The organism is Actinocrinis sp., from assembly GCF_035938995.1.
GTDB lineage: Bacteria > Actinomycetota > Actinomycetes > Streptomycetales > Catenulisporaceae > DASZGI01.
Genome location: NZ_DASZGI010000225.1, coordinates 1 through 14,181, shown reverse-complemented (window position 1 = coordinate 14,181; position 14,181 = coordinate 1). Strand labels below are relative to the sequence as shown.

At 69.3% G+C, this 14,181-nt stretch carries 12 protein-coding genes and 1 pseudogene; 1 reads left to right on the top strand and 12 read right to left on the bottom strand.

All coding sequences use genetic code 11. The features are described from left to right. From VGZ32_RS16165 to hemL, 8 genes are all read right to left on the bottom strand, one after another. The coding region (locus VGZ32_RS16165; protein WP_326886871.1) for an LCP family protein at positions 1-1,268 on the bottom strand (1,268 nt) is incomplete at its 3' end. Positions 1,269-1,396: 128 nt separating this feature from the next. Beyond that, entirely contained in the window at positions 1,397-3,031 is a 1,635-nt protein-coding gene (locus VGZ32_RS16160; RefSeq protein ID WP_326886870.1) for an LCP family protein, read from the bottom strand. 652 nt (positions 3,032-3,683) lie between these two features. After that, entirely contained in the window at positions 3,684-4,712 is a 1,029-nt protein-coding gene (gene ccsB, locus VGZ32_RS16155) for a c-type cytochrome biogenesis protein CcsB (RefSeq protein ID WP_326886869.1), read from the bottom strand. Further along, positions 4,709-6,433 (bottom strand): cytochrome c biogenesis protein ResB, encoded by a 1,725-nt coding sequence (gene resB / locus VGZ32_RS16150; RefSeq protein ID WP_326886868.1) that lies wholly within the window; start codon positions 6,431-6,433, stop codon positions 4,709-4,711. Before resB ends, ccsB begins: the two co-directional genes overlap by 4 nt. A gap of 49 nt (positions 6,434-6,482) precedes the next feature. After that, complete coding sequence (locus VGZ32_RS16145; protein WP_326886867.1) at positions 6,483-7,283, bottom strand: cytochrome c biogenesis CcdA family protein; 801 nt, start codon at positions 7,281-7,283, stop codon at positions 6,483-6,485. Between the two features lie 6 nt (positions 7,284-7,289). Further along, positions 7,290-7,874: a TlpA disulfide reductase family protein gene (locus VGZ32_RS16140; protein WP_326886866.1), complete on the bottom strand. Its 585-nt coding sequence runs from the start codon at positions 7,872-7,874 to the stop codon at positions 7,290-7,292. A 134-nt stretch (positions 7,875-8,008) separates the two neighbouring features. Next, entirely contained in the window at positions 8,009-8,674 is a 666-nt protein-coding gene (locus VGZ32_RS16135; RefSeq protein ID WP_326886865.1) for a histidine phosphatase family protein, read from the bottom strand. Between the two features lie 171 nt (positions 8,675-8,845). Then, the gene (gene hemL, locus VGZ32_RS16130) at positions 8,846-10,147 is read right to left on the bottom strand and encodes a glutamate-1-semialdehyde 2,1-aminomutase (protein WP_326886864.1); all 1,302 of its coding nucleotides are present in this window, start codon (positions 10,145-10,147) and stop codon (positions 8,846-8,848) included. Between the two features lie 94 nt (positions 10,148-10,241). Here hemL and VGZ32_RS16125 point away from each other — a divergent pair, with 94 nt between their 5' ends. Further along, the gene (locus VGZ32_RS16125) at positions 10,242-11,390 is read left to right on the top strand and encodes a sigma factor (RefSeq protein WP_326886863.1); all 1,149 of its coding nucleotides are present in this window, start codon (positions 10,242-10,244) and stop codon (positions 11,388-11,390) included. 17 nt (positions 11,391-11,407) lie between these two features. Here the strand turns inward: VGZ32_RS16125 and pth are convergent, their stop codons facing one another. From pth to VGZ32_RS16105, 4 genes and pseudogenes are all read right to left on the bottom strand, one after another. Then, a complete protein-coding gene (gene pth / locus VGZ32_RS16120) occupies positions 11,408-11,992 on the bottom strand; it encodes an aminoacyl-tRNA hydrolase (protein WP_326886862.1) in 585 nt (194 codons plus the stop codon). A gap of 182 nt (positions 11,993-12,174) precedes the next feature. After that, entirely contained in the window at positions 12,175-12,783 is a 609-nt protein-coding gene (locus tag VGZ32_RS16115) for a 50S ribosomal protein L25/general stress protein Ctc (RefSeq protein ID WP_326886861.1), read from the bottom strand. A gap of 159 nt (positions 12,784-12,942) precedes the next feature. Then, the gene (locus VGZ32_RS16110; RefSeq protein ID WP_326886872.1) at positions 12,943-13,911 is read right to left on the bottom strand and encodes a ribose-phosphate diphosphokinase; all 969 of its coding nucleotides are present in this window, start codon (positions 13,909-13,911) and stop codon (positions 12,943-12,945) included. Between the two features lie 51 nt (positions 13,912-13,962). Next, positions 13,963-14,181 (bottom strand): annotated as a pseudogene (locus VGZ32_RS16105) (DapH/DapD/GlmU-related protein); the annotation flags it as partial.

Below are 14,181 nucleotides of genomic sequence, written 5' to 3'. Positions count from 1 at the left end.
GTCGGGACCTTGCCCATCTCCTGCGCGAGGCTCAGCAGGCTCGTCACGCTGCCCAGCGCCGGGCTCACCGTCAGCGCCTTGGTCGCGGCGTCGGCGACGGAGTAGAGGGTGGTGATGTGGGTGAGCGACGCGTTCTGCTTGAGCTTGCGCACCATGGCCGACATGAAAACGTGCTGCGCTTCCTCGCGGTACACCTCGTTCGGGAAGGCGTGCCGGGTGCGCACCCACTCCAGCGCGGTGATGCCTTGGACGTTAGTGGTGCCCGCCGGGAGCTTCAGATGCGAGTCGGGGTCATAGACGTTGTTCTGGACGCACACCGGAACTCCGCCGAGCGCGTTGGTGAGCGTGACCACCCCGGCCATGTCGACCTCGATGAAGTCGTCGATGGTCAGGCCGGTCATGTCGTGGATCTCCTCGACCTGGCAGGCGGGGCCGAAGTTGAGCGCCGAGTTGATCAGGTTCTCGGCGCCGTCGTTCCGCGCGCAGGCGGACATCGGCACGATCGAGTCGCGCGGGATCGACATCACGGTCATGTTCGACCGGTCGGCGGCCAGATGCACCACCATCTCGACGTCGGCGTGCGGGAGCGAGGGCTGGCAGGCGCCGCCGAGGTGGCAGTCTGTGGCGGTCGCGCGGGTGTCCGAGCCGATCAGCAGGACGTTGAGCGGGGTCTGGCCGAACTGGTTGGGCACCTCGGCAGCCTGGGAGGCGCCCTGCGGCAGCAGCGCAGCGGTGTTGATGTTGCCGTTGAGGTGGATGTAGACGTAGGCGCCGAGCCCGATGATCACGACGAGGACCCCGACGACCGAAAGGGCCGTCCACTTCATCACCTTGCGCTTGCGGCTGGCCGGGATGATCCGGCCCTTCGGATCCTTCACCCCACCGGCGCGGCGGGTACGACTGGCCGGGTTGAAGGGATCTGAGTCGGCGTCGAGGGTGCGGTAGCCGGGCTGCGTGCTGCCGGGTATAGCGCCGTGCCCGGCGCGCGCGGCGGCCGGGTAGTCGGACGGCGGAACGCTTCGGTAGCGGTCGGCCCCCGGCTCGGCGTTGTACGCGCTGGGGCGGCGGCCCTCACCATACTGGTCGGCGCCGTATTGGCCACCACCGTATTGGCCAGCACCGTATTGGTCAGAGCCGTACTGGCCCTGGCCCTGGCCGTACTGGTTCGGGTTCGCGCCGTACTGTCCTTGCCCGTACTGATCTTGATCCCCGTATGCAGGCCATTCGCCGTCGTTCCGCTGGGGTTCCCATTGCCCGTCGCCGTACATTGATAGCGCCCGCCCTCCGTAGTCCGGCTGACTCAGCCGGTCTCACGTCTATTGACGCAGCGTCGTTCACCTTATGCGCGGGAATTGGGCCACAGCCATGTCACAGCCCGGTAACTGCGATCAGCGGACTACTTCACGATGTCGCCGGGCGCGACCTGGACGCAGCCCCCAGTGGACGAGGCGTTGAGCAGCGAGGAGTCGTCGGGGGCGGTGGCCGCGGTGGTGGGCGCCGTGGAGGAGGCGCCGCCCGCGCTGGTTCCCGAACTGCCGCCGTACGTGGTGCCGGAGGTCCAGTCGGTACCGATGACCAACGTCACCTGCGAGTAAGCGTTCGATTCGCTGAGCGCCGACGAAGGCAGGCCCAGCGCCGCGGCCACGGTGGCGGCCGAATCCGAGCGCGTGGACGGGTAGTAGATCTTCGTGGCCGCGGTCGACGTCGCATTGCCGCCGACGGTCGCCAGCGAGAAGCCGCCGCCGACGAGCGCGTCCTTGATCGTGGTGGCGCGGCCCGAGGCGCCGCTGCCGTTGAGGACCGAGACGTGTACCTCGGCCTTGTTCACGGTCACCGTGGACGCAGGGCTGCTCGGCGGCGGCGCGGGGGCCGAAGACGGCGCCGCTGGCGCGCCTGACGCCGGGGTGCTCGAGGTCGAGGACCCGGCCGAGTAGGGCACGTCGTTCAGGATGTTCTGGAACATCTTCTGCGCCTGCGACTGCCAGACGATGACCCGGTTGGTGTCGGTCGGGTCCAGCTCCCACGGCATCGTGACGAAGCTGATCCGGCTGGTCGGCACCCGGTTCATCGTGACCGCCAGGTTGACCAGGTTCGACACGCCGCTCAGGCCGTCGTCCACGGTCAGCGCCGACGTCGCCGCGTTCGCGAGGCTGTAGAGGGTGGTGAACGAGGTCAGGTTCATGCTCGCGCGGACCTCGCGGATCATCGCGGACAGGAAGTAGTGCTGGGCCTTCTCCCGGCCGAGGTCCGAGCCGTCGTAGAAGCCGTGCCGGGTACGCACGAACTCGAGCGCCTGGATGCCCTTGATGACCGTGGTGCCGGCGTTGAGGCGCAGTTTGGAGTAGCTGTCGTACATGTTGTTCGACACGCAGACCGGGACGCCGCCGAGCGCGTCGGACATCGTGACGACACCGGAGAAGTCGACCATCACGAAGTGGTCGATGGTCAGCCCGGTCAGGTCGTGCACCGCCTCGACCGTGCACGAGGGGCCCCACTGGAGCGAGGTGGTGATCGAGGTCTCGAAGCCGCCGCCGCTGACGTGCGTGGTCGGATCGGTGCACTTGGGCAGCATCACCTGGGTGTCGCGCGGAATCGACATCACGGTGGCGTTGGAGCGGTCGGCCGAGAGGTGGACGACCATCTCCACGTCCGCGTTGCCGCCCGGACCGCAGTCGCCGCCGATCTTGCAGTCGGCCGCGGTGGCCCGCGTGTCCGAGCCGATGATCAGGATGTTGACCGGGGAGCGACCGTACTTGTCGACGGGCTCGGCGGACTGCGTGACGCCGTTCTGAAGCAGCGCGGTGTGCTTGATGTTGCCGGTCAGGTGCTCGACGACGTATGCGCCGAGCGCCAAGACCACGACCAGGACCGTCGAGACGCTGATCGCGGTCCACTTGATGATCTTCTTCTTGCGGTTCGGCGGACCGCTCTGGCCCCGGCCCCCGCCTTTGCGGGCGGCGTGGCCTTTGGGATCGACCTCGTCCAGATCGATGTCCGGGTTGACCGTGCCCTCGACGGCGCCCGCACTCACGCCCACACCTGCGGACGCCGAAGCGGCTGCGGCGCGAGGCCGTCCTCCGCCTCCACGGCGGCCGCGCGGTACCCATTCGTCGTCGGCGGTCGGTGCCTGTGCACCACGGCCACTCACTGGTTCTTCAGACGGAGACCAGGCATCCGCAGCGGCGCCTGCGCCGGGTGTCTGAGGGCGTACGCGACGGGGATAGGCATCGACGGGAGCCGAATAGCCATTCTCGTCGCGTGTCTCGCGCCGGCCCGCCCCACGATCGGCGGGAGGTGCCCACTGCCCGTCACCCGACTGCCGTGGCTGCGGGGATTGGGGGCGGGGCGCGGGCGGACGCTGCTGCGGCTGCTGACGGTAGGGGTCCTGCGGCTCCGGGCGCGGCGGCACCGGCCGGACGGGGCGGGGCGCGCGGGAGTACGGGTCGTACTCGGGTTCGTCCCGGTACCGGCCCTCGCTCCCGTACTCTCCGGCGCCGGATCCGGAATCCGGATACCAGCCGCGCTCGTCGCCCATTACCTCAGGTCCTTCCAGCCGGGGTGAAGCCTGCGGTCTCCCACCCGGCATTCATCCTGTCGTCCCCTTTCAGGACGCCGCCGGATGAGCGACGGTTGCTACGGAACGCAACGTAGGACCTTGAGAAATCAATGAGAGAGCCGCCGGATCACAGTCCGGCGTAGCTGTGCTTGCCGGTAAGCAGCGTGTTAACGCCGAAGTAATTGAACATGACGCACGCGAAAGCAGCGAGTGCGATCCAGGCCGCGGCACGTCCCTTCCACCCGTGGGTGGCGCGGGCATGCAGATAAGCGGCGTAGATCACCCATACGATGAATGACCAGGTCTCCTTGGGGTCCCAGCCCCAGTAGCGGCCCCACGCCTTCTCGGCCCAGATCGCGCCGGCGATCACGGCGAAGGTCCACAGCGGGAAGATGAACGCGATCACCCGGTACGCGGTGCGGTCGAGCGCGCCAGACGACGGCACCCGCTCCAGCGCCCCGGACAGACGCGGCAGCTTGCCCTCCTCGGAGGCCGACTTGAGCAGGTACAAGACGGTCGCGACGGTCGCGACGCCGAACGCCCCGGTCGAGAGCACCGCCGCGGTCACGTGGATGTACAGCCAGTACGAGTGCAGCGCCGGGACCAGTTCCTCGGCGTCCGTGTAGAGCACCGTGTAGGCCAGGCCGAGGGTCAGCAGCACGATGAACGTCACCGGCAGGCCGAGCCAGCGCACCCGCCGCCGCGTGGCCAGCAGCACGACATAGGCGAAGGCCATGGCGAGAGCTGCCGCGCACGAGAACTCGTACATGTTCGCCCACGGCACGCGGTGGGCGGCCAGGCCGCGGAACAGCACCCCGGCGGCGTGCAGCGCGAAGCCGATGACCGTGGCCATGACGGCGAACCGGCCGATCGCCTCGGCTCGCAGCGAGGAGCCGGCGATCGTCGGCTCCTCCTGCTCGTCGGCGATGCGGGTGAGCACGGTCACGCCGGACGATCCGCCGCCCGCCGTCTCCAGGACCCGTTCGACGGCCGGGGCGGCGGCCTGGTGGCCGACCGCGGCGGCCTTGGCGCCGAGCCGGGAGCGCGAGCCGAAGGCCCACTCCGCACAGTAGGCGAAGAACGCCACGGCGTAGGCGACCAGCGCGAGCGCGATGAAGAGGTTGCTGTAGTGCGCGAAGGTCTCGTTGATGGTCACGCGGATGCTCCCGTGCGCGTGTCGGTGGTGCGCTGTGGTTGGTCGTCCAGGGATTCGTTAGGCACGGTGTCTTCATTCGGCACAGTGCCTAGGGCCGCCGCCAGTGCTTCTGCGGTCTCGGTGACTTCAGCGGTCGGGGTGGCGCCCTCGGTGCGCGCCAGGCCCGCGACTTCGACGAGCCGGATGCCGTCCTCCTGCTCGGTGACCCGGACCCAGATGCGGCGGCGCCGGATGCCGAGCGAGCCGAGCAGCCCGGCGACGGCGGCCGCGGCGGACCCGAGCGCGATCGGCTGGCCGGGGTCGTACGCGATGTTGAACTGCGCCCACTGCCGCACGCCGTCGAAGGTGATCGAGCCGAGTCCGTTCGGCAGGGTGTCGGTCTCGCCGACGGTCATCGCCAGCGCGTTGCCCGCCGAGGCGTTGGTCTTGCTCTTGACGTCGAGCCTGGTCATCTTGCCGGTGTCGAGGGTGTAGACGCTCTGCGACTCGCCCCCGTTCATGTTCAGGTCGCCGGCGTACGGGATGAGCAGGAGCATCGGGTTGCCCGCCGCCGGGAACGCCGAGTATGGCATCCCGATGCCGCTCAGCTCGGCGGTCGGCAGGAAGTAGCCCTGGAAGCCGAGGCCCTTGGGGCTGGCGTCCGGGACCTTGATCGCGCCGCTCGAGGTGAACATCGAGTCCATGCCGAGGAAGTTCGTCGGACCGTCGTACACGACCCGGCCGGTGCCGTCCCGGACGGTGACGACGGGGGCGTAGCCGTGGCCCTCCAGGAAGACGTTCGTGCCGTTGACCGTGATCGGCTGGTTGACCTGCACGTCGACGTTCGTCTCCGGGCTGGTCGGGGTCGCCCGGTAGGTGGCGTAGGCGTCGAAGGTGCGCGGCTGCCCGAACTGGTCGTGCGAGGTCTCGTAGCTGGCGGTGAACTTGTTCAGCTGGATGCAGAACGGCGGCAGGTCCGACGCCGTCACCGCCTGACCCATCGTCAGCGTGTCGTAGCTGGCCACCGTGTCGCAGAAACCGGTGCCCTCGGTGACCAGCCGCGCGCCTTTGAAACCGAAGAAGTGGCCGATCGCGACGGCGGCCAGGATGCCGAGCAGGGCGAGATGGAAGATGAGGTTGCCGGTCTCGCGCAGGTAGCCCTTCTCGGCCGAGACCCACGCGCCGGACGCCGCGCCTGAAGCGTCGGCGGAGGCGGCGGTGCGGAACCGGCGCCCCTTGAGCCGCTTGCGGGCGGCTTCCAGAGTCTCGTCGGCGGGCGCGGCCGTGCGGAACGAGGCGTGCACCGGCAGGCGCCTGAGGTTGCGCGGGGCGGCTGGCGGGGCCGCGCGCATGGCCTTGAAGTGCGCGAACGAGCGCGGCAGGATGCAGCCGACCAGCGAGACGAACAGCAGGCAGTAGATCGCGCCGAACCACACCGACTCGAAGACGTCGAACAGTTGCAGCTTGTCCAGGATCGGCGCCCAGCTCTTGTGCGCCTGGTAGAACTGCAGGACCTTGGTCGGGTCGATCTCCCGCTGCGGCAGCAGGGAGCCGGGGATCGCGGCGACGGACAGCAGGAACAGCAGCGTCAGCGCGATCCGCATCGAGGTCAGCTGCCGCCACATCCAGCGCAGCAGCCCCGCGCCGCCCAGCCGCGGCACCGCGACCGCGTCGTCGGCGGCCTGGGCAGGAGCGGTGGAGAAGCGCTCGGTCCCGTCGTTGTCGTTCAGCGGTTCGGTCACGTCTCGTCAGGTCCCATCGTCACAGCGCACATCTCGGCCGCCCCCGTCATCACAGCGGGAGGCTGAAGCCGCCGAACCACACCTGCAGCAGGCGGATCAGGTGGTCCCAGACGCCGCTGACCATCGCGGCCCCCACGACGACGAGCATCCCGCCGCCGATCCGGGTGACCGCACCATAGTGCCGCTTGATCCAGCCGAAGGCCGTCATCGCCCGGCGGAACGCGACGGCGGTCAGGATGAACGGGAGGCCGAGCCCGAGACAGTAGACCGCCGAGAGGAACGCGCCGCGGCCCGCGGAGGATTGGGTGATCGCCAGGCTCTGCACCGCGGTCAGGGTCGGGCCGAGGCACGGGGTCCAGCCGATGCCGAAGACCACACCCAGCAGCGGCGCGCCGACCAAACCGACCGTCGGGCGGTAGCGGATACGCGCGTCACGCTGCAGGAAGCCGCCCCAGCGCTCGGGGAACACCCCCGCGAAGAACAGCCCCATGAGGATCATCAGACTGCCGAAGACCTGCTCCAGCAGTTTCTGATGCACCAGCAGGTGGACGCCGGCTTCGCCGAAAGCCGCGCCCATCGAGACGAACACAGCGGTGAAGCCGAGCACGAAGAGCGCGGCCCCGAGCACCGTGCGCCACCGCTTCAGCCGTCGGGCCTTCACGGCCTCGGCGTTCTGCGCGGCTTGAGCGTCAGTCGCGTCAGCGCCGGACATCCCGGTGACGTAGGAGAGGTAGCCGGGCACGAGCGGCAGCACACACGGCGAGGCGAACGACACCGCGCCGGCGGCTAGCGCTACCGGCGCCGCCAGCAGCAGCGATCCGCCGTCGATCACCGACGCGACTGAGGACACTCGGCTTCAGCCCTTACTCAGCACGGTGTCGAGCTGCTGGGCGAGCTGAGGCTCCGTCACCGGGCCGAGGACGCGCACCGCCACCTTGCCGCTACGGTCGACGATCACGCTCGAGGGGATGTCGGCGGGCGGAAGCATCGCCTTGAACTGGAGCAGCAGCGTCTCGTCCGGGTCCTGGAGCGAGGGGTACGTCACGTTCATCGTGTGGTCGAACGCCAGCGCGGCCGCGTTGATGTCGCGAGTGTTGATGCCGAGGAAGCGCACACCCTGGGCCTGGTACTTCTGGTACGTCTCCTCGAGGGCTGGGGTCTCCTCGCGGCAGGGTCCGCACCAGGAGCCCCAGACGTTGACCACGACGACGTCGCCCTTGTACTGGCCGAGCGAGAGCTTCTGGCCGTCGAGCGTGGTCCCGGACAGCACGGGCGCGGCGACCCGCTGCGACACCGCGATCGCGGTGACGCCGACGCCGTCAGACACGTACCCCGTGTTCCCGGCACCGCCAGAGGTGCCGTTGGAGCAGCCCGCGAGGAGCGCCGCGCCGACGAGCGCGACGACTGCCGTCGCGGTGCGGGCGGGGGGACGTACGACCATGCGAAGAGTTTCCCATGCCCGATTTCGCACCAAGCGCGAGGGGCGCGGTTCTTCAGGAAAGACGTCGACAAGCCGTGATGAAAGCGGCATCCCGGCCGGTGTGCCTTAACACCGCGTCCGCTGGGCGGCTGCGCTCAGGCGCCCGCGACGAACTTCTTCGTCGTCTTCGCGGGCAGCAGGTCCTTCGCCGGCTCCCGGTACTCGACGCCGACCAGCTGCGACCCCACGTACACGAACGAGGTCACCGAGGCCAGCGAGCACTCACGCTTGCGCGGGTCGTGCCAGAGCCTGCGGTGCTCCGCCGCCAGCCGCGTGACCCAGATCGGCAGCTGGTGGCTGACGCAGACCGCCTCGTGACCAGCGGCCAGGTCGCGCGCCGCCTCCACTGCCTGCCGGACCCGCGCCACCTGCTCGATGTACGGCTCGCCCCACGACGGCTTGAACGGGTTGTACAGCTTCGGCCACACACCCGGACGCTTAAGCACCCCGTCCCCAACGCTGAACCGCTTGCCCTCGAACACGTTCGACGCCTCGATCAACCGGCCATCGACGCGCACCTCGAGCCCGAGCTTCTCCGCGATCGGAGCGGCGGTCTCCTGGGCGCGGTCCAGCGGCGACGCGACCACGGCGACGACGTCCCGGTCAGCGAAGAACTCGGCACCGCGCTCGGCCATCTTCCGGCCCAGCTCGGAGAGGTGGAAGCCGGGCATCCGGCCGTACAGCACGCCCTCCGGGTTGTAGACCTCGCCGTGGCGCATGAGGTGGACCGTCGTCTTGGCACCAGGATCGATCTGCGTCATGCCCGGCATCCTAAGGGAGCAGGGGGAACACCGGGTTGTGCGCTCAAGTCTGGGGCTGCGCTGTAACCGATTAGGCAGCTTTGATGAGGTGGCAGCGGCCACGCGGTACCTGACTCGGTGGCCGCCGCCGCACAGTGCCTGACTAGACAGCAGCCGCCGCACAGCGTCTGACTAGACGGCTGCCGCCGCCCTGGCCGCCGCGGGAAGCGCCGCCGCGATCCGGTCCACCGCCGCGGCGTCGTGCGCGTCCGAGACGAACCAGGCCTCGAACGCGCTCGGCGGCAGGTACACCCCCTGCGCGAGCATCGCGTGGAAAAAGGCCTTGAACTGCGCGGTGTTCTGCCGCTTCGCCGCGTCGTAGTCGTTCACCGGCGCAGGGGTGAAGAAGACCGAGAACATGGTGCCCGCGAACTGCACTTGGTGCGCGACGCCCGCCTTGGCCAGCGCCTCCGACGCGAGCGCGGCCACGGTGCGCGCCGTCTCGTCCAAGCGTTCGTACAGGTCAGACGTGCACAGCCGCAGCGTCGCCAAACCCGCCGCGGTCGCCACCGGGTTCCCCGACAGCGTCCCCGCCTGATACACCGGCCCGGCCGGAGCGAGCTGGGCCATGACGTCGGCCCGGCCGCCGAATGCCGCCGCAGGGAAGCCACCGCCCATCACCTTGCCGAAGGTCATCAGGTCCGGCACCACGCTGTCGATCCCGAACCAGCCGGTGCGCGAGGCGCGGAACCCGGTCATCACCTCGTCCGAGATGTAGAGCGCGCCGTTGACGTGACAGAGGTCACGCACCGCCTCGTTGAAACCGGGCTGTGGCGGCACGACACCCATGTTGCCGGCGGCTGCCTCCGTGATGACGCACGCGATCGCGTCGCCGTGCTCGGCGAAGGCGGCCCGGACGGCGTCGAGGTCGTTGTAGCGCAGCACGATCGTGTCGCCGGTCTGAGTCCCCGTCACGCCCGGGGTGTCCGGCAGCGCGAGCGTCGCCACGCCCGAGCCCGCCGCCGCGAGCAGCGCGTCCACGTGGCCGTGGTAGCAGCCGGCGAACTTGACCACCTTCGACCGGCCGGTGAATCCGCGGGCCAGACGGATCGCCGACATCGTCGCCTCGGTGCCTGAGGAGACCAGCCGTACTTGGTCGACCGGCGCGATGCGCGCGACGATCTCCTCCGCGAGCGCGACCTCGCCCTCGGTCGGAGTCCCGAAAGACGTGCCGTGCGCGAGCGCCGCCGACGCCGCCTCAAGCACCGCCGGATGCGCGTGTCCGAGGATCATCGGACCCCAGGAACAGACCAGGTCCACGTATTCGCGCCCGTCCGCGTCGGTGAGGTAGGCGCCCTTCGCCGACGCCATGAACCGGGGCGTGCCGCCGACCCCGCGGAAGGCGCGGACCGGCGAGTTCACTCCGCCCGGCGTCACCTGCTGCGCGCGGTCGAAGAGCTTCTGGGACTCGGGGGCGTCATAGTCGTACGTCACCGGACCATGTTCGCACCGCGCCGTGTGCAACCCGGCGGCGGCCCGCGCGCTCTTGACCGGTTATGACAGACCATCCACCCGGGGAGGACGGCTCGTGGCGAGCGGCGAAGGCGGCTTCGAGGACTACGCGCGGGCGCGACAGCACCACCTCTACCGCACCGCCTATCTGCTCTGCGGCGAGCGCGACCAGGCGCAGGACCTTGTCCAGACCATGCTCGCCAACCTCCTGCGCTCGTGGCGGAAGGTCAGCCGGGCGGAGAACCCGGACGCCTATGCGAAGACGGCGCTGGTACGGGCGTTCCTGAGCGAGCAGCGCAAGCATCGGCGCGAGTCCGAAGCGCACCAGTTGGCTGCCGAACGCGGCACGCCCGGTCCCGAGGACAGGACCGAGTTGCGCATGGTCGTCCTCGAAGCGTTGCGCGGATTGCCACTGAGACGGAGCAACCATCACCCTGTACTCGCCCTCGGACCTGCACGACCTCTTCGACGCCGCGACCGCGGACCTGCCCCGCTGCCCGACCTGGTCCCCGGCGCCCGCCGGCTCGCGCACCGCAGGCAGTTGGCCGAGCGCTCCTTCGCCGGCGTGCTGGCTACGGCCCTGGCCATCGGCGCCGGGACGCTCACCCTCGCATCGTCGTGGAATGCGGACGGGGTCGGAACCCCGTACGGGCAGAGCGAATTCAAGGCGCAGGCGGCCGCGCTCCTCACCCAGATCTGGCCGACCCGGGGCGTGCAGATCAGACCGGCCGCGCAGAGCCAGGCGAGCGAAGGCGCGCTCAGTGTGCTGCCAATGCCCGAGTTGGAATTCGAACTCGTCGCGCCGGACGGGAAGACCTATCCGCTCAGCATCTACCTGGAGAAAGACCTCCCGGACCCTTCGGTGACGCCCCAATGCGCCACCGCCGGCTGCGACAGCGAAGAGTCCGGCTCAATGGCCGATCTCAGTCAGGGCGGCACCCTGCGGACGGTCACGATGGCGCGTCTGACCTACCACCGCGAGTTCGTGTGGATGGACATGGCGATCACGGGCGCTCCGCTCGCACTCGTCGGCGACCCCGAGCTAAAAGCACTGCTCGCCAACCCGAAGCTGGTGGAGGTGATCTCGCTGGCCCTGGCGGAAGGCGTCGTGCAGACCGTTCCGCCGATGACCGCCACACCCTCCCTGGACCCGGCGACCAACCTCCCGGTGGCGCCGTCGACCCCTTTGCTGTTGGTGCCGCCATCCGCGACTCCGTCCAACTGACGGCCGCCGACGGGCCGTCAGCCCTCCGCGTGGAACTGGTTCTGTGCCTTCTCCAGCGGCTCGGTCAGCAGCGCCTCGACGGCGTCCGCGGCGCGGTCTACGTGGAAGGGCAGTTCCTTGGCTTCGGTGGAGGAGAACGCCTTGAGTACGAAGTCTGCCGGGTCCTGACGGCCGGGCGGACGGCCGATGCCGAATCTGACCCGCAGGTACTCCTGGGTGCCGAGCGACTTCGTGATCGACTTCAGCCCGTTGTGCCCGTTGTCCCCGCCGCCGCGCTTGAGCCGCAGCGCGCCGAACGGCAGGTCCAGCTCGTCGTGCACGACCATGATGCGTTCGACGGGGACCTTGAAGAAACCGCTGATGGCCGCAGTCGGGCCGCCGGAGAGGTTCATGTACGACTTCGGCTTCGCGAGCACGACCCGGGTGCCGGCGATCCGCCCCTCGACCACGTCCGCCTGGCCGCGGTGGGCCTTGAACCGTCCGCCCATCCGCTCCGCCAACAGGTCGGCCACCATGAACCCGGCGTTGTGCCGGGTCGCCGCGTAGCCGGGCCCGGGATTGCCGAGGCCGACCACCAGCCAGGGGGCGTTGTCCGCGGCCATCGTCCGATTTCCCTTCAAGCCAAGGTGCCGCGCCGTGTTTGATTGCTAGCCGTGTTTGCTTGCTATGAGCGGGCAGCTGGGGCGGCGGCGAAAGATCGAGTGGCGGGGAGAAACGCCTTCCCCGCCACTCGATCTACAGCCGCCATGAAGCCCCGGCTGCCCGCGAAGCGCTGTCTCGCAGCTCAGTCCTCGGCGGGAGCCTCTGCGGCGGGCTCGGCCTCGGGCGCCGCGGTCTCGCCGGCCATGTCCTCGGCGGTCGGCGACGCGAGGACGTGCAGCACGACGTGCTCCGGGTCGATAGCCAGCGTGATGCCGTTCGGCAGCTCGACGTCCTTGGCCAGGATCTGCGTGCCGACCTGCAGGCCGGCGATCGAGACCTCGATCGCGCCGGGAATGTGCGTCGCCTCGGCCTCGACCGGCAGCGAGTTGAGGGTGTGCTCAAGCAGGCCGCCCGGGGCGATCTCGCCGACGGTGGCGATCGGGACCTCGACGGTCACCTTCTCGCCGCGGCGGACCAGCAGGAGGTCGACGTGCTCGATGGTGCGCCGGACCGGGTCCTTCTGCACCGCCTTGGGCAGGGCCAGCTGGCTCTTGCCGGCGATGTCCAGGTTCAGCAGGACGTTCGGGGTCTTCAGGGCCATGAACAGGTCGTGCTCGGGCAGCGCCAGGTGCACGCTCTCCTGCTTGTGGCCGTAGAGCACGGCGGGGATCTTGCCGCTGCGGCGCAACTGCCGCGCGGCGCCCTTGCCGAACTTGTCGCGCAGCTCGGCGCTGAGTCGGATCTCTGCCACGGGTTCCTCCTGTCGGTGTCGGTCGGCCTGGGCGATCGGCTTATCTCGACACCGCGGCGGGGATCCCGCCGGACACCTCGATCAGCTCGTCGATCACGGAGCCGGTCCGCATTTGCCGGACCGCTCCCTCGCCGGGCACTTCGGGCAGTCTACCAGCGGTTACTCGTCGCCCTCGAACATGGAGGTCACCGAGCCGTCCTCGAAGACCTCGAAGATGGCGCGGGCCACGATCGGGGCCACCGACAGCACGGTGAGCTTGTCGAACTGCCGCTCGGGCGGCAGCGGCAGGGTGTCGGTGACGATGACCTGGCTCACCCGGGAGTTCTTCAGGCGGTCCACCGCGGGACCGGAGAAGACCGCGTGGGTGGCGACTATGACGACCTCGGCCGCCCCGTTCTCGAACAGCGCGTCGGCCGCGGCGCAGATCGTGCCCGCCGTGTCGATCATGTCGTCGACCAGCACGCAGATACGGCCCTTGATGTCGCCGACGATCTCGTGCACCGAGACCTGGTTCGCGACGTTGATGTCGCGGCGCTTGTGCACGATCGCTATCGGCGCGCCGAGCTTGTCGCTCCACTTGTCGGCGACCTTCACCCGGCCGGCGTCCGGGGAGACGATCGTCAGCCGCGAGGTGTCGATGTTCTCCCGGATGTGGTTGATCAGCAGCGGCATCGCCCAGAGGTGGTCCACCGGGCCGTCGAAGTAGCCCTGGATCTGGTCGGTGTGCAGATCGATCGCCATCAACCGGTCAGCTCCGGCCCGCTTGAACAGGTCGGCCATCAGCCGCGCGGAGATCGGCTCGCGGCCGCGGTGCTTCTTGTCCTGCCGGGCGTAGCCGTAGAACGGGGTGATCACGGTGATCCGCTTGGCGGAGGCGCGTTTGAGCGCGTCGATCATGATCAGCTGTTCCATGATCCACTGGTTGATCGGCGCGGTATGGCTCTGCAGCACGAAGGCGTCGCAGCCACGGACCGACTCGAGGAACCGCACCATGATCTCGCCGTTGGCGAAGTCGTACAACTTGGCTGGCGCGACCTCGATCTCCATGCAATCGGCAACCTCGGCGGCCAGCTCGGGGAAGGCCCGCCCGCCGAACAACATCAGCTTCTTCTGGCTCGGCGCCGTCATGCCGCTCACCTGCTACAGCTCTCCCTCAGACCCGGACTTGGACCAATTCAATTATTCCGAACGGGCGCGTTTCGCTGCCTCCGCCGACCGCGACTCCGGCCGGTTGCGGAGGACCCACCCGTCGGAGTTGTGCTGCCGGCCCCTGGCCACCCCCAGGTCGCCGGCCGGGACATTCTCGGCGATCGCGGATCCGGCCGCGGTGTAGGCGCCGTCACCGATCTCGACCGGCGCGACGAGCACCGTATTGCTGCCGACGAATACATTCTCACC

Bases quoted from the DNA above. Each gene is read 5' to 3' on its own strand.
- VGZ32_RS16140 (WP_326886866.1), bottom strand. From the start codon at position 7,874: ATGGTCGTACGTCCCCCCGCCCGCACCGCGACGGCAGTCGTCGCGCTC.
- VGZ32_RS16135 (WP_326886865.1), bottom strand. From the start codon at position 8,674: ATGACGCAGATCGATCCTGGTGCCAAGACGACGGTCCACCTCATGCGC.
- VGZ32_RS16110 (WP_326886872.1), bottom strand. From the start codon at position 13,911: ATGACGGCGCCGAGCCAGAAGAAGCTGATGTTGTTCGGCGGGCGGGCC.
- pth (WP_326886862.1), bottom strand. From the start codon at position 11,992: ATGGCCGCGGACAACGCCCCCTGGCTGGTGGTCGGCCTCGGCAATCCC.